The sequence below is a fragment of the Mucilaginibacter sp. A5337 genome, from assembly GCF_059690695.1.
Genome location: NZ_JCAWEC010000003.1, coordinates 50,597 through 68,928, shown reverse-complemented (window position 1 = coordinate 68,928; position 18,332 = coordinate 50,597). Strand labels below are relative to the sequence as shown.

16 protein-coding genes are annotated in these 18,332 nt (G+C 43.8%); 5 read left to right on the top strand and 11 right to left on the bottom strand.

What is annotated here, in order from left to right; all coding sequences use genetic code 11:
* Positions 1–65: 65 nt before the first annotated feature.
* From AC59JO_RS10160 to AC59JO_RS10145, 4 genes are all read right to left on the bottom strand, one after another.
* Positions 66–1,256: a M20 metallopeptidase family protein gene (locus AC59JO_RS10160; RefSeq protein ID WP_497305125.1), complete on the bottom strand. Its 1,191-nt coding sequence runs from the start codon at positions 1,254–1,256 to the stop codon at positions 66–68.
* Positions 1,249–1,713, bottom strand: a complete 465-nt coding sequence (locus AC59JO_RS10155; protein ID WP_497305123.1) for an SPOR domain-containing protein — start codon at positions 1,711–1,713, stop codon at positions 1,249–1,251. Before AC59JO_RS10155 ends, AC59JO_RS10160 begins: the two co-directional genes overlap by 8 nt.
* 100 nt (positions 1,714–1,813) lie before the next feature.
* Positions 1,814–5,125, bottom strand: a complete 3,312-nt coding sequence (gene secA / locus AC59JO_RS10150; protein WP_413666108.1) for a preprotein translocase subunit SecA — start codon at positions 5,123–5,125, stop codon at positions 1,814–1,816.
* 333 nt (positions 5,126–5,458) lie between these two features.
* Positions 5,459–6,031: a hypothetical protein gene (locus AC59JO_RS10145; RefSeq protein ID WP_413666107.1), complete on the bottom strand. Its 573-nt coding sequence runs from the start codon at positions 6,029–6,031 to the stop codon at positions 5,459–5,461.
* Between the two features lie 78 nt (positions 6,032–6,109).
* Here AC59JO_RS10145 and purD point away from each other — a divergent pair, with 78 nt between their 5' ends.
* On the top strand, positions 6,110–7,384 hold the full coding sequence (gene purD / locus AC59JO_RS10140) for a phosphoribosylamine--glycine ligase (RefSeq protein ID WP_413666106.1): 1,275 nt from the start codon (positions 6,110–6,112) through the stop codon (positions 7,382–7,384).
* A 125-nt stretch (positions 7,385–7,509) separates the two neighbouring features.
* Here the strand turns inward: purD and ispG are convergent, their stop codons facing one another.
* Positions 7,510–9,582, bottom strand: coding sequence for a (E)-4-hydroxy-3-methylbut-2-enyl-diphosphate synthase (ispG, locus tag AC59JO_RS10135; RefSeq protein ID WP_413666105.1), 2,073 nt, complete (start codon positions 9,580–9,582; stop codon positions 7,510–7,512).
* A gap of 136 nt (positions 9,583–9,718) precedes the next feature.
* Between ispG and AC59JO_RS10130 the strand changes: the two genes are divergently transcribed.
* Both AC59JO_RS10130 and AC59JO_RS10125 read left to right on the top strand, forming a co-directional pair.
* Positions 9,719–9,934, top strand: a complete 216-nt coding sequence (locus AC59JO_RS10130) for a hypothetical protein (protein WP_147446080.1) — start codon at positions 9,719–9,721, stop codon at positions 9,932–9,934.
* Entirely contained in the window at positions 9,931–10,209 is a 279-nt protein-coding gene (locus AC59JO_RS10125; protein WP_413666104.1) for a type II toxin-antitoxin system RelE/ParE family toxin, read from the top strand. The genes AC59JO_RS10130 and AC59JO_RS10125 overlap by 4 nt, the downstream gene beginning before the upstream one ends.
* Positions 10,210–10,211: 2 nt before the next feature.
* Here the strand turns inward: AC59JO_RS10125 and AC59JO_RS10120 are convergent, their stop codons facing one another.
* From AC59JO_RS10120 to AC59JO_RS10105, 4 genes are all read right to left on the bottom strand, one after another.
* Positions 10,212–10,823, bottom strand: coding sequence for an RDD family protein (locus AC59JO_RS10120; RefSeq protein ID WP_497305119.1), 612 nt, complete (start codon positions 10,821–10,823; stop codon positions 10,212–10,214).
* A gap of 375 nt (positions 10,824–11,198) precedes the next feature.
* The gene (locus AC59JO_RS10115) at positions 11,199–12,197 is read right to left on the bottom strand and encodes an MBL fold metallo-hydrolase (protein ID WP_497305117.1); all 999 of its coding nucleotides are present in this window, start codon (positions 12,195–12,197) and stop codon (positions 11,199–11,201) included.
* A 78-nt stretch (positions 12,198–12,275) separates the two neighbouring features.
* Positions 12,276–13,106 carry an alpha/beta hydrolase family protein gene (locus AC59JO_RS10110; RefSeq protein ID WP_497305115.1) on the bottom strand — a complete coding sequence of 277 codons (831 nt, stop codon included), beginning with the start codon at positions 13,104–13,106 and terminating at the stop codon, positions 12,276–12,278.
* Between the two features lies 1 nt (position 13,107).
* On the bottom strand, positions 13,108–13,560 hold the full coding sequence (locus AC59JO_RS10105) for an RDD family protein (protein WP_497305113.1): 453 nt from the start codon (positions 13,558–13,560) through the stop codon (positions 13,108–13,110).
* A gap of 174 nt (positions 13,561–13,734) precedes the next feature.
* Between AC59JO_RS10105 and AC59JO_RS10100 the strand changes: the two genes are divergently transcribed.
* A complete protein-coding gene (locus tag AC59JO_RS10100; protein WP_497305111.1) occupies positions 13,735–14,340 on the top strand; it encodes an REP-associated tyrosine transposase in 606 nt (201 codons plus the stop codon).
* A gap of 204 nt (positions 14,341–14,544) precedes the next feature.
* Here AC59JO_RS10100 and AC59JO_RS10095 read toward each other — a convergent pair whose 3' ends face one another.
* Both AC59JO_RS10095 and AC59JO_RS10090 read right to left on the bottom strand, forming a co-directional pair.
* Positions 14,545–16,071, bottom strand: coding sequence for a carbon-nitrogen hydrolase family protein (locus AC59JO_RS10095; RefSeq protein ID WP_413666098.1), 1,527 nt, complete (start codon positions 16,069–16,071; stop codon positions 14,545–14,547).
* A gap of 258 nt (positions 16,072–16,329) precedes the next feature.
* Positions 16,330–16,719: a DoxX family protein gene (locus AC59JO_RS10090; protein ID WP_413666097.1), complete on the bottom strand. Its 390-nt coding sequence runs from the start codon at positions 16,717–16,719 to the stop codon at positions 16,330–16,332.
* A gap of 168 nt (positions 16,720–16,887) precedes the next feature.
* On the opposite strand from AC59JO_RS10090, the gene hemA reads away from it, so the two are divergent.
* Entirely contained in the window at positions 16,888–18,114 is a 1,227-nt protein-coding gene (hemA, locus tag AC59JO_RS10085) for a glutamyl-tRNA reductase (protein WP_497305108.1), read from the top strand.
* The last annotated feature ends 218 nt before the right edge of the window (positions 18,115–18,332 follow it).

Here is an 18,332-nt window from a genome sequence, read left to right as displayed (position 1 = left end):
TAAAAGGCGAAAGGTTAAAGGTAGCTGCACCTTTTGCCTTTCGCCTTTTACCTTTCAGCTCAAAATTAGTTACCTAACTGCTTAACCGCCAGATAGGCCATTAAACCGGTACTTACTTTAAATGCATCTTCTTCAATATCAAAAGTTGGTGTGTGTACAGAAGAAGTAATACCCCGGGCTTCATTGCGGGTGCCGAGGCGGTAGAAACAGCTATCGGCGGCTTGCGAATAGTAGGCAAAATCTTCGGCTGCCATCCAGATATCCAGGTCGAGCACATTTTCTTTACCCAAATAATCCTCGGCATGGCCGCGGGTGGCATGGGTTAATTTTTCTTCGTTGATCAGGAACGGATAACCGCGCATGATATTAAAATCGCAGCTTCCGCCCATGCTTTCGGCAATACCTTCGGCCATTTTTTTCATGCGTTTGTGGGCTTCCTCGCGCCATTTCTCATCCATGGTACGGAAAGTACCTTCCAGGTAAACCTCATTAGGGATCACGTTGGTAGCGCCATTGGCAATCACCTTACCAAACGACAGTACCGACGGGCTTTTAGGATCGGCAAAACGGCTTACCACCTGTTGCAAAGCAGTTAATATATGAGCAGTAATAATTACAGGGTCGATATTTTGCTGTGGCTGTGCGCCATGGCCGCCTTTACCTTTAACGGTAACATAAAGCTCATCGGTTGAGGCCATATATTTACCCGCGCGGAAACCAACTTTACCGGCATCAATCAGCGGCATTACGTGTTGGCCTAAAACAGCTGCAGGTTTTGGATTTTCCAAAACTCCTTCTTTGATCATGATGCTTGCACCTCCGGGTAACTTTTCTTCGGCTGGTTGAAAGATCAGCTTAACGGTACCTGCAAACTGGCTTTTCAGTTCGGTTAATATTTTAGCGGTCCCCAATAATGATGAAGTGTGCACATCATGACCGCAGGCATGCATCACGCCCGGGTTTTGCGATTTATAAGGAACATCATTAGCTTCCAGTATCGGCAGGGCATCCATATCAGCGCGCAATGCTACTACATTGTTTGTATCAGATGGCTTTTCACCTTTGATAAGGGCCACCAAACCGGTATCGGCCATTTTATGGTATTCCAAACCCAGCTCTTCAAGCTTGTTGGCTACAAACACCGAGGTTTGCAGTTCATGAAATGAAAGCTCGGGGTTGGCATGCAGGTGACGGCGGTTGGCCACTACCTCATTGAATATTTTTGCGGATAATTCCTGTATTTGCTCTTTAATCATTATTAGGATCCGTTTTAGGAAGATTAATTTTTTCGGAAATGATGAATATGCTCGAAAACGACGAACGCAGCTCCTGTACCAGTTTTTCGGCTTCGAGCCGGGTACGGAAGTCGCCTGCTTTTACTTTAAAATTGGGCTCTCGGTAGCTGATGTAGGTACGCAGCTCGGGATATTGCTGCTGTAAACGATTTTGTGCGTTATAGGCATCCTTCCGGTTTGAACCACTGAAGAATTGCACCCGGTAACCGTATGATGAATAACCGGCCGCATCGGTACCGGTTGCACCATTGAGTGAAAACCGTTTGGCTATCAGGCTGTCCAATAATGGATCTTTTATAATCTCAACTTTGCCGCGGGTTTGGGCAAAGGTTTGGGTGGATGCCAATAGCAATAAAATAAAAAAGCAGTATCTGATGATGGCTGGTTTAGCTTGATGATCAAATACTGCTTTTTTCATAGTCACCCCCTCTAAATCTCCCCCGAGGGGGAGACTTTTTTATGGTAGTCTTTTAGTTACGTTTTTAAAGCCCTCTCCCTCCGGGGAGGGTTGGGAGGGGTTAATTCTGCCCTACGCCGTGGCAGTTTTTGTATTTTTTACCGCTACCGCAAGGGCAAGGGTCATTACGGCCTATTTTGTTTTCAACCCTTACCGGGGTGATTTTTTGCTGTTCCTGAGGGAAATCATCCATTGGCACACCGTTGCTTTCGCTTACTACCTCGGCCTTGGTGGTTTTCATTTTGCGCAGATCAAGCTTTGGTTCGGGCTTTGCTTCCCTTACCTCTTCGGCCTGCTGCTGAACCGGGATTCCACCACGGAACAGGAAGCTTACAATTTCCTTGTTCACATTGGCCAACATGCCTCTGAACAGTTCAAACGCTTCAAACTTATAAACCAACAATGGGTCCTTTTGTTCGTAAACCGCGTTTTGTACCGATTGTTTTAACTCGTCCATTTCGCGCAGGTGCTCTTTCCAGGCATCATCAATCAGGTACAGGGTAACGTTTTTCTCAAACGATTTAAACACCTCGTGACCGTGGTTTTCAACCGCTTTTTTAAGCGGAACAGCTACCTGGATGCCGTGAATACCGTCGCTGAACGGAACAACAATATTTTCAACGTATTGGCCGCGGGTTTCATAAACATCTTTAATAACCGGGTAAGCCTGTTGTGCAACCGCTTCCTGTTTACGTTTATAGAAATCCATTACCGTTTGGAAGGTCAAATCTGTTAATGCCGGAATTGTTGTTGATGTAAATTGATCAGCACTAAGCTCAATATCAACAGAGAACAAACGGATCACCTCTAAAGTGAAACCATCGTAGTTAGCGCTTTCTTTATACTCGGTAACAATATCTTCAACCACATCAAAAATGGTGTTGCTCAGGTCAACGTCTAAACGTTCGCCAAACAAGGCATTTTTACGTTTGGTGTAGATCACCGTACGCTGTGAGTTCATCACGTCGTCATATTCCAGCAAACGTTTACGGATACCGAAGTTGTTTTCTTCTACTTTTTTCTGTGCACGCTCAATTGATTTAGAGATCATAGAGTGCTGGATAACCTCGCCCTCTTCAATACCCATACGTACCATCAGGCTTGAAATTCGTTCTGATCCGAATAAACGCATCAGGTTATCCTCTAACGATACAAAGAACTGAGAAGAACCAGGATCGCCCTGACGACCAGAACGACCGCGTAACTGCCTGTCAACGCGACGTGATTCGTGACGCTCAGTACCTACGATAGCTAAACCTCCTGCGTCTTTAACGCCAGGGCCTAATTTAATATCCGTACCACGACCAGCCATGTTGGTAGCAATGGTCACCGTGCCTGCTTTACCGGCTTCGGCCACAATATCGGCCTCTTTCTGGTGCATTTTGGCGTTCAGTACGTTATGTTTAATACCGCGCAGCTTAAGCATACGGCTCAATAATTCAGAGATCTCAACCGAAGTTGTACCAACCAATACCGGACGGCCAGCTTGTGTAAGCTTAACAATCTCTTCGGCAACTGCGTTGTATTTTTCACGTACGGTACGATAAACCAAATCCTGGCGGTCATCACGTACAATACCCGAATTGGTTGGAATTTCAACCACGTCCAGTTTATATATTTCCCAGAACTCGCCTGCTTCAGTAACAGCAGTACCGGTCATGCCGCAAAGCTTGTGGTACATCCTGAAGTAGTTTTGCAGCGTGATGGTAGCAAAAGTTTGGGTTGCATCCTCAACCTTAACGTTTTCTTTAGCTTCAATAGCCTGGTGTAAACCATCAGAGTAACGGCGACCGTCCAATACACGACCGGTTTGCTCATCAACGATTTTTACTTTGCCCTCGTCAAGGATGTATTCTGTATCTTTTTCAAACAGGGTATAAGCTTTAAGCAACTGGTTAACCGAGTGGATACGCTCAGATTTAATAGAGAAATCACGCATCAACTCATCTTTGTGAGCAATTTTCTCTTCAGTACTTAAAGCTGATTTTTCGATCTCGGCAATTTCGGTACCTACATCAGGCATCACAAAGAAATGGGGGTCTTCGCCAGACGCGGTGATCAGCTCAATACCTTTTTCAGAAAGTTCAACCTGGTTATTTTTCTCGTCAATAACAAAGAAAAGTTCAGAGTCAACCTTAGGCATTTCTTTACCCTGATCCTGCATGTAATGGTTTTCCACTTTTTGCAGGATGGTACGGTTACCGCCTTCGCTCAGGAATTTAATGAGTGCTTTGTTTTTTGGCAAACCACGGTAAGCACGTAATAACGCCAAACCACCGCCGTCAACTTCGGTATTACCATCGTTAATCGCTTTTTTGGCTTCGTTCAATACACCGTTGATGTAGTTTTTCTGCGCATTAACCAAGCGCTCAATGCGTGGTTTCAGCTCGTAAAACTCATGCTCATCACCACGTGGGATAGGGCCAGATATAATTAAAGGTGTACGGGCATCGTCAATTAAAACAGAGTCAACCTCATCCACCATGGCATAATGCAGTTTGCGTTGTACCAGCTCTTCGGGACTGCGTGTCATATTGTCACGCAGGTAATCAAAACCAAATTCGTTGTTGGTACCAAAAGTAATATCAGCTAAATAAGCAGCACGGCGCTGCTCCGAGTTTGGCTCATGCTTGTCGATACAATCAACCGACAAACCGTGGAACTCATACAACGGGCCCATCCACTCACTATCCCTGCGGGCCAGGTAATCATTCACCGTTACGATGTGAACACCTTGTCCGGCAAGGGCATTCAGGTATGCAGGCAGCGTGGCTACCAGCGTTTTACCTTCACCTGTTGCCATCTCCGATATTTTACCCTGGTGCAATACGGTACCACCAATCAGCTGCACATCATAGTGGACCATGTTCCAGGTAACCTCGTTACCGGCAGCAATCCAGGTGCTGCTATGGAAGGCTTTATCGCCTTTTATAGTAACATTTGATTTGCGGGCAGCCAGTGTGCGGTCAAAGTCGGTAGCGGTAACTTCTAATGAACTATTGGCAGACAAGCGGCTTGCTGTTTCTTTAACTACAGCAAATGCCTCCGGCAATATATTCATCAATATATCTTCAAGCTCTTTGTTACGGTCTTTTTCAAGCTTATCAAGCTGAGTATAAAGCTCAACTTTTTCGGCTACATCCATATCAAGCTCGTTTTCTGTACGATCTTTAATGGCTTGTATCTCACTGTCGATACCTGAAAGGCCTTCGGCAATGGTTTCTTTAAAATATATGGTCTTAGCCCTAAGCTCATCATTACTCAGGGAGCCAAGTTTTGCATATTCAGCCTTAATTTTCTCAACTATAGGCTGTATACTTTTTACATCCCGTTCTGATTTGCTTCCGAAAAGCTTACTGATAAAATTTAACATATTATTTTATTATGATACAACCCGGTTCAACAATTGCGCCATAGCAGCCATTAGAGCCAAATTGACAGGCAAATGTAAGATTTTGCGCCGAAAGCCGAAAGGATAAAGGCTTAAAGCGCTGTATGGGGTGTAAGATTGACATTGTGGTGTTTGTTATTGTTATGATTCGCCCCGTTGTCGTGTCCTTACGACAACATGCATTCATGTGCTACGTTTAGGCCGGTCAGTTGCCGTGAGGACACGGCAACGGGGTGAAAAAATTCCAAAAATTCTTTAATTCGTTTAATTCGAGTTCAGAAAAAAAATCCGAAATCGAACATCCGAAATATCATTCTATTTATCATTATTGCTTTTATCCTCATCCCCTTCATCATCATATCTGTCATCATCGTCAAAATCATCAAAATCGCCCGTGTCTTCGTCATCTTCATTAAACTCGCCAAAAAAGCGGTCTTCGTCAAACATCAGTTCTTCCAGTTTTTCCTGTTCGGGCGTACTGGTGTCAAAGCGAATGGCCCAGTTATCCGGAATATCGTAACTTTTATCAAATCCCCTGATCCATTCTACAAAAACCAGCCGAAACTCTTCCACTTTTTCCCGCATCAACTGCACATAATCCTCTTCATTAATTTTTACCATCGATGCAAAAGACACCGCGTTGAACATATCCTGCACAGCCAGTTTAATAAGCACAGCATTCTGCATCCGCAGCGAATACAGGCTTCCACCTTCGGCGCCGGCTATTTTTGCCTGGATGAGGGCGGCATTACTGCACATCTGGATAGCCAGATGTTCCTTCATGCTGTCTTCTTTTAATGATTCGGCAATTACATCTGCCAGGTCAAATAATTCCTGCGATTTTTGGTATACCGGGAGCTTTTCAAACTTTTCGAGTCTACGGGCCATGTGGTAAATTTACTACTTATAACACAAGTAGCCTCATATATAGTATTAAAGGCTTATTAAAAAAACTATCTTTGCCGCATGAACATCCTGATTCTTGGTTCGGGCGGAAGGGAAAGTGCCTTCGCCTGGAAAGTAGCCCAAAGCCCTAAGTGCGACAAACTTTTTATTGCTCCCGGCAATGCCGGTACCACCCAGTACGGTACAAACGTAAATATTAAGGTTACCGATTTTGAAGGTATTAAAGCGCTTGTTTTAAACGAGGGCATTAACCTGGTATTGGTTGGCCCTGAAGAGCCGCTGGTAAAAGGCGTTCATGACTTTTTCCTGGCCGATGAACAATTGAAGAATATCCCGGTTGTTGGGCCTCAACAGGAAGGCGCACAGCTGGAAGGCAGTAAAGATTTCTCCAAGCAGTTTATGGAGAAACACAATATCCCTACTGCCGCCTATAAAACTTTCACTAAAGATACTTTACAGGATGGCCTTACCTATCTGGCAACTGCCGGTTTACCGGTGGTGCTTAAAGCTGATGGACTTGCAGCCGGTAAAGGCGTACTGATCTGCCTTACGTTAGAGGAAGCTCAAACCGAGCTTACCGCTATGCTGGCCGATGCCAAATTTGGCGAAGCAAGCTCACGCGTGGTTGTTGAACAGTTTTTAACAGGCATTGAGCTATCGGTGTTTGTGATGACCGATGGCAACAGCTATAAAATTTTACCCGAAGCAAAAGACTATAAACGCATAGGTGAAGGCGATACAGGTTTAAATACCGGTGGTATGGGTTCTATCTCCCCCGTTCCGTTTGCAGACGCCGCCTATATGAAAAAGGTAGAAGAGCGCGTGATTATCCCTACTGTTGAGGGTTTAAAAAAAGATGGCATACCTTATAAAGGCTTTATTTTTATCGGCCTGATGAACAGCAACGGCGAGCCATGGGTAATTGAATATAACTGCCGCATGGGCGACCCGGAAACGGAAAGCGTGATGCGCCGTATAGATTCGGATTTTGTAGATCTACTATTAGGCGTTGCCGAAGGAAATCTGAACGAAAAAGAGATCATCATAAGCCCTAAAACAGCTGCCACCGTAGTCATGGTTGCAGGCGGTTATCCCGGCGAATACCTGAAGAATAAAGTGATCACCGGTACCGAAAACGTGCGCGACTCGATCGTATTCCATGCAGGTACTTCAATGGATGGAGACGATGTAATAACTACAGGCGGCCGTGTGCTGGCTATTACTACTATACAGGATGATATGTTCAGCGCCCTGCAACAAGCCACTGCCGATGCAAGCCGGATCTATTATGACGGTATGTACTTTAGGAAAGATATAGGCTTTGACCTTTTATAGTCATTAGTCATTAAGTCATTTTTTGCTTATCGCTTGAAAACTTACGAAGTTTTAAAAACTTCGTAAGTTTCTCATCACGCTTATTCTGCAAATTCCTTAACTCAGTTTAATCCCCGTTCAGACAATTACTCCTGCACCGCATCAATCCAATTGCCATCGCCTTTAATGATATTGATCAATTCATCAAGTGCATTGGCCGAGCTGATATTTTTCTTCACAGCTTCTTTACCACGGTAGAGGGTGATTTTATCGGTACCAGAGCCTACATAACCATAATCGGCATCGGCCATTTCACCGGGACCATTTACGATACAGCCCATGATACCAATCTTCAAACCTTTAAGGTGACTGGTACGGCTCCTGATCATCTGGGTGGTAACCATCAGATCAAACAAAGTACGCCCGCAGCTTGGACATGAAATATATTCCGTTTTAGAGATGCGTGAGCGGGTAGCCTGCAAAATACCAAACGCGGTAGAGGTTATTACATTTGTAGGCAGTTCAGGTGCATCAATCCAGATGCCGTCACCAAAACCATCAACCAATAAAGCGCCAAGATCGGTTGAGGCGTAGAGTTGTAATTTAGATGTGAGATCTGAGATTTGAGATTTGAGATCAGCTTCACTTTCGGACTTTCCGACTTCCGGACTTTCGGACTCAAAAGCATAGCTTCTCTTCACAATCACCGGTACATCAAGTCCCAGTTCTTCCATTTTGAAGAAGAAAGAACGCTGTTCGGCCATGCCATGCAGAGCATCTGTTTCAAGTACCAGTACCAGTGAATTATCCAGCTGGATAGATCCGAAAGTATCCGAGTCAATATCGGCTGGTTTTAAACGTACCAGGTTTAGTTTTGATGAACGGTCAACATCGCCAATGTATTCCTGTAAGGTAAATACAGGATGGCAATTGGTTTTATCGGCAAGTTTAAGCCAGGTGTTGTAATTATAAAGCTGCTTTAAGTTGCCCGGCAGGGTAAATGAAGGTAATTCATCCGCCAGGTAAACAAAATCAACCGATTGCTCGGCCATGTTATACTTATCCAGTAAAGGCGAGTACAGGTAGCCGGCCTCGTTCAACACAGCAGGATCTTTAAGGTTCTTTTTAGATAGATCAACAACAACCCTCGGCACTAAATGTCCGCCGATAAAAGCGTTGGCCTCGTAGGTTTCGCGTTTTTTATATTCGTAGGGATTGTGTTTTGAAGGTGAAAGGTCAAAGGTTAAAGGCGAAAGGTTTTTATTTTCTCCCGGAGTTTCGGCCTTTTGCCTTTCGCTTTTCGCCTTTTCCCTCAAAGTGTAACGGCGAACCAACTCAATTGCAACCGGTGCTTCGGCTTCGGGTTCTTCGGTGAGGGATACGCGTACGGTATCGCCAAGGCCATCCTCCAACAAGGTACCTATGCCTACGGCAGATTTAATACGGCCATCCTCTCCGTCGCCGGCTTCGGTTACGCCAAGGTGCAGCGGGTAGTTCATACCTTCTGCAACCATGGTCTCCACTAACAAACGGTAGGCCTGCACCATTACCTGCGGATTGCTCGATTTCATGGAGATCACGAGGTTATAAAAATTAAGCTGTTCGCACATCCGCATAAATTCCATAGCCGATTCAACCATGCCCTGCGGGGTATCGCCGTAACGGCTCATGATCCTGTCGCTCAGCGAACCATGGTTGGTGCCGATGCGCATGGCAGTGCCATACTCTTTACAAACTTTTACAAGCGGTGTAAATTTCTGAAAGATGCGTTCCAGCTCGCCCTGGTATTCCAGGTCGGTATAATCTATCTGGTCGAATTTCTTTTTATCGGCATAGTTACCGGGGTTTACGCGCACTTTTTCAACTATGCGGGCAGCCACCTCGGCCGCATTTGGGGTAAAGTGGATATCAGCAACCAGCGGCACAGTATAACCACGGGCACGAAGCTGTTTTTTGATCTCGGCCAGGTTTTGGGCCTCCTTGATGCTGGGGGCCGTGATCCGCACATACTCGCAACCGGCATCAACCATGCGGATTGACTGCTCAACCGTACCAATGGTATCCATGGTATCGGTAGTGGTCATGCTTTGTATGCGGATTGGATTATTCCCGCCCATAGGCACGTCGCCAATATTAACCTCGCGGGTAACAAAGCGTGAATATTCGGTTAACGAATTACAATAACGGCCGGGCAGCACTTTAACAGCATCAGTATTCATCAATGATGGAAATTAGAATGCAAAAATACGAAAGTTGTTTGATGGGAGGAAGTTGTAATGTTTAAAGGCTGTAATGTTTGGGTTAAATGCACTTTCACCACTTATTAAATACAAACAATATTCACTAAATTTGAATATGGCAACTCAGTTCATCACTAATGAAAAAGGTAAAAAAACCGCTGTAATTATTCCGATAAGCGAATACGAAAATTTGCTGCATCAACATCATATTAATCTTGAATTAACCGATGAATATAAAACCATGATAGATTCGATGTTGGAGGATGAAGACAAAGGCAACGCTAAATATGTTTCGCTTCAGCACATTAAAGACAAGTTTCAAGCTAAATGATCAGGGAGCTTGTTTTCAGGGCTGAAGCTGAAAAAGATTTGGAAGATATTCAGGATTACTACAACGAAATTCTTCCTTCTATTACCGACAAATTCTTTAAAGAGTTTTTCGAAACGATGCAATTCATCGAAGATACGCCTCAGCTATTTCAAGTAAGATACAGGGGAATCAGAATAGCGCCGTTATATCGCTTTCCTTACGGGATACATTACAAAGAAAGCAAGAGCAAAATCACAATTTACCGGGTGCTACACACCAAACGATATTTTAAGTAAAATCACACCAACCTATCCTTAATCACCAGCGTCCCAGCTATCATATCGTGTAAACACTGTTGTTGCTTATTAAAAAATGCTATCAGGTAGCCGATAAAAAAAGTCAGTACCGAAAATATCTTGGCCAGGTTACGGCCAATGGCTTTGCCAACAGTGATCCTGTTTCCGTCCATATCAACCACTTTAATTTTGAGCATTTGTTTACCGTAAGTAGCTTGTTTAGCCGAGCTTTCCATCACAACATGATAAATAAATTTACCAATTGGCGTAAAAGCAACTATACCAATTGAAGCATATATGCGCTCCTGCTTATCTGTAATAAACAGGAACACCGCCATAGCCGCAAGTAAAATAAACACCCCAAACAGGATAAACCAATCCAACGCCGAAGCCAGCCAGCGCTGGTCAAAACTGCCGTAATACTGCATCAGTAGTTTAGGCCGGGCAAAGCCGAACAATTCTCTTAATTCGGCAATTTCATGGGCTTCTTTGTAATCTACCATATCATCGGTCTTTACAAAATCACCGGGTTTAATGCCGCGGGCTTTGAGCTCAGGAAAGGTAAAAGGGCCTTCGGGTTTACCGTTAATGACTAATATATAGGATTGGGGCATGGAATGATCAATTACACAACCATGTCATTGCGAGGAGGAACGACGAAGCAATCGCATGCTATACAGGGCCGACTTGCCTCCGTGCGGTTGCCACGCTACGCTTATAATGACGTGATCGTAAGTTGTTGATTATTAAATATATTTTTTTTTAAAAATCGATTTTATAACATGAGCGTTGCCTGCGGCCCGGGCTTTCCGTTACAAGTCCTCGCCTTTCCTGCCCTCACTCTCTACACACGCTGCGGGCTTTACACTGCAATCCCTAACGCGGCCTCCGCACAACATCCCTAAATATATTTTGCACGTCATCACGATTTTTTCCAGGGTCTCTCTGGTGGTTACTCACAATGACATTATTTTATTTGTTTTATCCCACTAAGATAAATATTCCTTCCACCAATCAGAATTATAGGCACCTTTTACTTCGGTTGGTTCACCGGGTTTGGGTACAAATAAATTGATGTGTTTTTGTTTTGCCATCGGCACTAACCATTCAACAGGCTCGTACCAGGCATGTGGGGCCAGGTTAAATGTGCCGTAATGAATTGGCATCATCAGTTTTCCCTTCAGATCGAGATGCGCGTTTGAAGCATTATCCGGCCCCATATGAATATCCGGCCAGAATTTTCCGTAAGCGCCTATCTCCAGCATGGTCAGATCGAATGGCCCAAAAGCCTCCCCTATCGCCTTAAATTCGGGCGAGTAGCCGGAATCTGCACCAAAGTAAATATTATGCTGCGGTCCTTTGATCACGAATGATGACCACAGCGTTTCATTCCGTCCGATAATTCCTCTGCCCGAAAAATGGCGCGAGGGTGTTGACGTGAGCACAATTTCATTACCGATCATGGCGCTGTCGCCCCAATCCATTTCGGTGATGAAGTTGGCTGCCATACCCCAATTGGTTAGATATTGCGCTACCCCCATCGAGCAGAAAAAGGGGATGTTTTTATCAGCAAAAAATTTAATAGTGGCCTTATCTAAATGATCATAATGATCATGTGATTGGATCACGGCATCCAGCGGAGGCAGATCCTCCAAAGCTATCGGTGGGTTAAAAAACCGCTTAGGCCCGAATGACTGTGAAAACGAAACCCTGTCGCTCCAGACCGGGTCGGTAAGGATGCGTTTACCATCGATCTCGATCAGGACACTGGAGTGGCCGATCCAGGTAATGCGTAAACCCGATGCGGGCGGAGTGCTATAAACTGATGGATCTGTTTTAAACGGACCTAAAGTTTTTTTAGGCGTATTCTCGGCCTTGTTGTTCATGTATTCCCTCAAAATAGGGATCATTTTGCCAAAGCCGGCTTCATCAGTGGGTATGGTATTTTGATATTTTCGTCCTTTTTTACGCGATGCGGGTAAACTCATAGTAGCAATTATAGTACTTATATCAGGTATGATATAACTAACGCAAAAAAGTTACGAATGGTTGAAGCGGCTCAACCTTTATTTACTTAAGAATGATATTGCCGTATCACAAAACTCAATCAGCGAAGCCGGCAAAGCGTCACCTGTAAAAGGGTGTTCACCGCCAAAAGTATGATCGGCCCCTTTTTGTACGATGTATTCGGCAGCAGGATTAGCTTCGTGAAGTTGTTGTGAGTGACTTACAGGCACCGTAGGATCGGCATCACCATGAACGATGAGCCATGGTTGCGTTACGAGGCTTGCCTGCCTGATAATATCCAGCCTGAGCGGGTGCTTGTCCAGGTCATCCAATAAGGTCGATTTGACAGGCATTTGCTGACCGGTACGTTTATTTTCAAAATAAAAAACACCCTGCAAGCGCCATTGCTGTTCTATTTGTGTAGGCCACAAGTTCCGGAAACCGGATATAGAAGCCATGCTCACCAGCTTTTTGATGCGGGCGTCTTCGGCAGTTTTGATAATACTTACACCTCCGCCCATGCTATGCCCTATTAGATATACTCCGTTTGCAACCGGGATGCTTGCACCGCTACAGGCAAAATCAATGATGGTGTCGAGGTCCTCCAGTTCGATAGAGACGGTATTATCGGCAAAGGCAGTCAGATTGGCAAAGTCTAAGGGATTGGCGGGTGTTGTGCCATTGTGCGAAAAGTTAAATTTCAGGAAACGGAAACCCTTTTCGGCAAAGTACCGGGCCAAAAGATCATGCGTACCCCAATCTTTGAACCCTTTAAAGCCATGGGCAAAAATTACCAGCGGTGCGTTTTTAAAAACATCATCATAGGTAACATCAATAAGCATTGGCCTCCCCTTGGCACCGGGAAGGGTGAAATTATCTTTCCTGATCATATTAAAATATTATCTCGGTTTCGGTAATATCCGAGCGCTTTACAACAAGTGTTCCTGCTAAAAGATCACCTATCCGTTGGTGCTTTTCTGTTTTTTTGATACAGATAATTGCCGGCAATCCATAAAAGAGTATATCAAAACAATCACATATCCTGCGTTTAAACACATCACCTAAAGTTAATTTACCGCCGTCTACTTTGATTACTTTCAATTTACATATATCATGCCCCGGCGTAGTTCCATTTACCGACTCAATTACAACAAAATAAAGAAACCATGCTATAAATATGGGCAACGCCATTATACCATCTACCCGGGAAACACCCGGTACAGGACTTTGATTAAATACCGTTACGTAGGTATAAAAGAAAACAAAATAAATGCCGTAATCTATCAATGTAGCTATGATGCGCAACTTAATATATGGCTTAGGTTTAATGTCAACGGTTTTCATTACAATGGATTACACCATCGCAATATATAAAATATGCCGCATTACACCCTCTTCCCATTAAAAGTAATATTATACAGATCGGTGCGCCTGTCTTCCCGTCCCCTCAGGGTCTCTCGTAGAGGACCCTGAGGTTGACAATCATCTTAAGATCCATAATTATCTTTATATTTAACCATGGCCACCCATACCTTACACAACGATCCTGGCGAAACCTGGTTTATAACGTTTACATGTTATAACTGGATCCCTTTATTCGAGATCACACAATCGTATAACATACTATATGATTGGTTCGGGTTTATAGCAGAACGTTATCAGGTGCAAACTCATGCTTTTGTATTGATGCCTAATCATGTCCATCTGATTATTAAAATGCCTGATACAGATGGAGGGCTTAATAAGATGATCAGTAACGGCAAAAGGTTTATGGCTTATGAGCTTGTTAAAAAACTATCTGCATCAGGCAGAACCGATATCCTTGATCAGCTTTCGGCGGCGTGTACTGAAAAAGAAAAAATCAAAGGACAAAAGCATAAGGTTTTTGAACCATCGTTTGATGCCAAACCCATATACTCCACGGCGTTTCTTCATCAAAAAATAGATTACATACATCATAATCCGGTATCAGGAAAATGGTCGCTTTGTAATGACTTTACCGAATACCCACATAGCAGCGCGACTTTCTATCATTTGGCAAAACCTCATAAACTTGTAATTATTACTGATTACCGGGATTTTTGGGCAGACATAAATCATGTGAAACCAGTGAGGCTACTCTAATTAAACATAGCAGCTGGCATGGCGTAGAACATCAGGATCCTCTGCGAGAGACCCTGATGGGACAGTTAATCATGTGAAACCAGTGAGGCTGCTTTAATTAAACATAGCAGCTGGTATGACGTAGAGCATCAGGGTCCTCTGCGAGAGACCCTGATGGGACAGTTTTTTGAATGACGCTTCTTATTATACTTTTAAAATTAATCTCTACACCCTCTTCCCGTTAAAAGTAATATTATACAGATCGGTGCGCCTGTCTTTGATATTCTGCACACTCCCATATTCATGCAGCTCATCCAGCAATGAAAGGTCAACATCGGCAATAACGATCATCTCGGTATTTGGCGTAGCTTCCGATTGAATACCATTGGTCGGGAAACCAAAATCCGAAGGCGTAAACACCGCTGATTGTGCATAACTGATACCCATATTATTAACATTAGGCAAATTGCCTACACAGCCCGCAATGGCTACATAACATTCGTTTTCAACAGCTCGGGCCTGGGCGCAAAACTTAACCCGGTTGTATCCGTTTTGGGTATCGGTAAGGAAGGGCACAAAAAGGATCTGCATATCCTGGCCGGCAAGGATGCGTGATAGTTCCGGAAACTCCACATCATAACAAATCAGGATGCCTACTTTGCCGCAATCGGTATCAAAAACTTTCACCTCATCGCCGCCACGCATGCCCCATGAGCTGATCTCGGCTGGGGTGGGGTGAATTTTGTATACCTCCTCCATACTGCCGTTCCGCCTGAACAGGTAAGATACATTATACAACGATTCTTCGAAAATATAAGGCATGCTGCCTGCAATGATATTCACATTGTAGGATACCGCCAGCTTTGAAAATTCCTCGATAATGGGCTGGGTATATTTGGCCAGCTCACGCATGGCCTTGGCCGAATCCATGTGATTATAATCAGCCATAAGCGGCGTGTTGAACAGTTCGGGAAACAAGATAAAATCGGCCTGGTAATCACTCACGGCATCAACAAAATATTCGGCATGTTTCATGAGTTCGCTGATGTTGCTATATGATCGCATCTGCCATTGTACTAACCCAATGCGCACCACAGTTTTATGATTAATAACATCGCTTACCTCTTCGTAATACACATTGTTCCATTCAATAAGTGTAGCAAACCCTTTAGAGCGGCTATCCTCCGGCAGATAATTTCTCAACACCTTGCGCACATGAAAATCATTTGATAACTGGAAAGAAAGCGTAGGATCATAGATCTCCTTATACTTTACCTTATCGATATATTGCCGGGGCGTAAGCTCGTTCTGAAATTTTTGATAGTTGGGGATCCTCCCGCCTGCAATAATGCTTTTCAGGTTCAACTTTTCGCAGAGGGCCTTGCGGGCATCATAAAGTCTGCGGGCCAGGCGCAATCCCCGATATTTAGGGTGGATAAACACATCAATACCATACAACACATCGCCATTGTCATTATGGGTTTTAAAAGTGCTGTCGCCGGTTATTTGTTTATAGGTGTGGTTATCACCAAATTTCTGATAATCGACAATAATAGCCAGCGCACAGCCTACAACCATATCATTAACGGTGATACAGATCTGTCCCTCGGGGAATATTTTGATGAGCCTGCGGATAGAATTGGCGTCCCAATAGTCCTCATCCATATCCATATAGGCCGATTTCATTGACTTTTTAAGCTCCTGGTAGTCCTGTACCTCCAAGTTACGCATTTCAATACTTTGCAGATCCATAGGTAATTTGTTGTATCAGTTTTTTCCTCGTCATCCTGCGTGATAGCGAAGAATCTTCTCCGGTTAGCATGGCGAAGAAGATGTTTCACTTTGTTCAACATGACAAACTAAAGAAAATTTCACGGGTAGCCTGCCGAAACATAGTGGACCGGCCCCTGCACGCAAGTCTTCGACAAGCTATAGTGACAAACTTACTTCATTAACATCACTTCCTCCGTAATCCTGCCCCATCTCCCAACAGCCAAAACCACTTTTGGTTTAGGCTATTTTTTTTTGGTCTGATGTATGCCACCAGGCCCAGTATATGAGCACAAACTGCAGCGCTAAACGCAGCCATGCTAAAAAAGGTGTAACTGTCATCGAATTTAATTTCATCGGCGCTTTAAACGCCATGCTCACGTGGATCTGTAAAAAAGCTATCAGCATTAATACAATTCCCCAGGCAGCCCAGTACCTTGTTTTAGGCCAAATCAGTAACAGTCCTAATGAAATTTCGGCTATCCCTGCCAATATGTTAACTGCCTCTGGGTAAAGCAAATTATTGGGCATAACGGCATAATAAAAGTCAGGATCGCGGAAGTGATTGAGGCCTGCAAGCACATAAAACGCCACGAGTATTACCAGGCTTATTTTTTTATACTTATCCATGTTTTAATTTACAAATATTTTGTGATACGTATGGTAAAACAGTTTAAATACTGCAAAACAAGCCGTTTTTACAATTTATAACCATTCCAAATAATCCTGTTTGACAAAGTGTTGACATAGGATGTGCCGAATAGTGATACTTTTGTTCGGTCAAATTTTAAAACTGCTTTGAAGTATCTAAAGGTAATAGCTTTTACGCACAAACAGATTGAACTGAAGGAATTGGGTAGATTGGTGGTTTGCCAGGAAAATCTGACAGATAAACTTGCGCAGGTTAAAGAGCAGTTTAATATACCCGAGATCTTCTATCTGGCTACCTGTAACCGTGTGGAATTTGTGATGACCACACCGCAATCGGTTGATAAAGACTTCGCCAAAAAATTCATAGAAGCCTTTAACACAGAGCTTTGCCATGATTCACTAAGCACCTTTATGAATAGCGCATCTATTTATGAAGATCAGGAAGCTATGGTACACCTGTTGCGTACTTCATGTTCGTTAGAGAGTTTGATCGTGGGCGAAAAGGAGATCCTTGCCCAGTTGCGCAAAGCTTATGAGCATTGTAAAGAGGCCGGCCTAACCGGCGATGCCATGCGCATGATCATGAACTGCGTGGTGAAAACAGCCAAGGAAGTTTATACGCATACCAACATCTCCAAAAACCCAATCTCGGTAGTATCGTTGGCGTACCGTAAGTTAAAAGATCTCAATCTATGTTCAAATGCCCGTGTTTTGATCATCGGCGCAGGCGAAACTAACCGCAACATTTCTAAATATCTTCAAAAACATAAATTTTCAAACTTCGCGGTGTTTAACCGTACCGTGGCCAATGCCGAAAAATTAGCTGCCGATTTGGGTGGTGAAGCGTTTGACCTGGAAGCTTTGAAAACCTATAAAAAAGGTTTTGATGCTATTATCACCTGTACATCTGCAGTTGAGCCTATCATCACTACCGAAATTTACCAATCGCTGCTAAACGGCGAAACCGGTAGGAAAACGATTGTTGACCTTGCCATCCCTAACGATACCGCTCCTGAAGTATTGGAACAATTCCCGGTTAATTTTATTGAAGTACACTCCCTTAACGAAGTTGCCAAAAAGAACCTGCAGGAACGTTATCACGAACTGGTACATGCAGAAGCTATTATTGAGCAAAACATTGCCGAATTTATACAGCAGCTTAAACAGCGCCGTATTGAAGTAGCCATGCGCCAGGTTCCTGAAAAAATCAAAGAAATCCGTAATAACGCTATCAACACCGTTTTTGCCGACGAGGTACAAGGCCTGGATGAACAATCACGCGAAATCCTGGAAAAGGTGATCAACTACATGGAGAAAAAATATATCAGCGTACCCATGATCATGGCGAAGGATATATTGATCAATGAAAATTAAAACCGTCTGAATCAGAATTTGCAGAATTTGAGGATTAACAGGATGCTTGCTTTTGCCAGAACCCGAATTTAAGAATTACCAGAATGTTTTCTGATACCGTTGCCGTTGTTGGTATTTTCACCATAGCGTTCGGAAGATAAAGACCGGTTGAAAATGCTGGTTAAAAAGCCATGTCATTGCGAAGAGCGGCGTGGACAAAAGCATTTGGGGCAACGCGG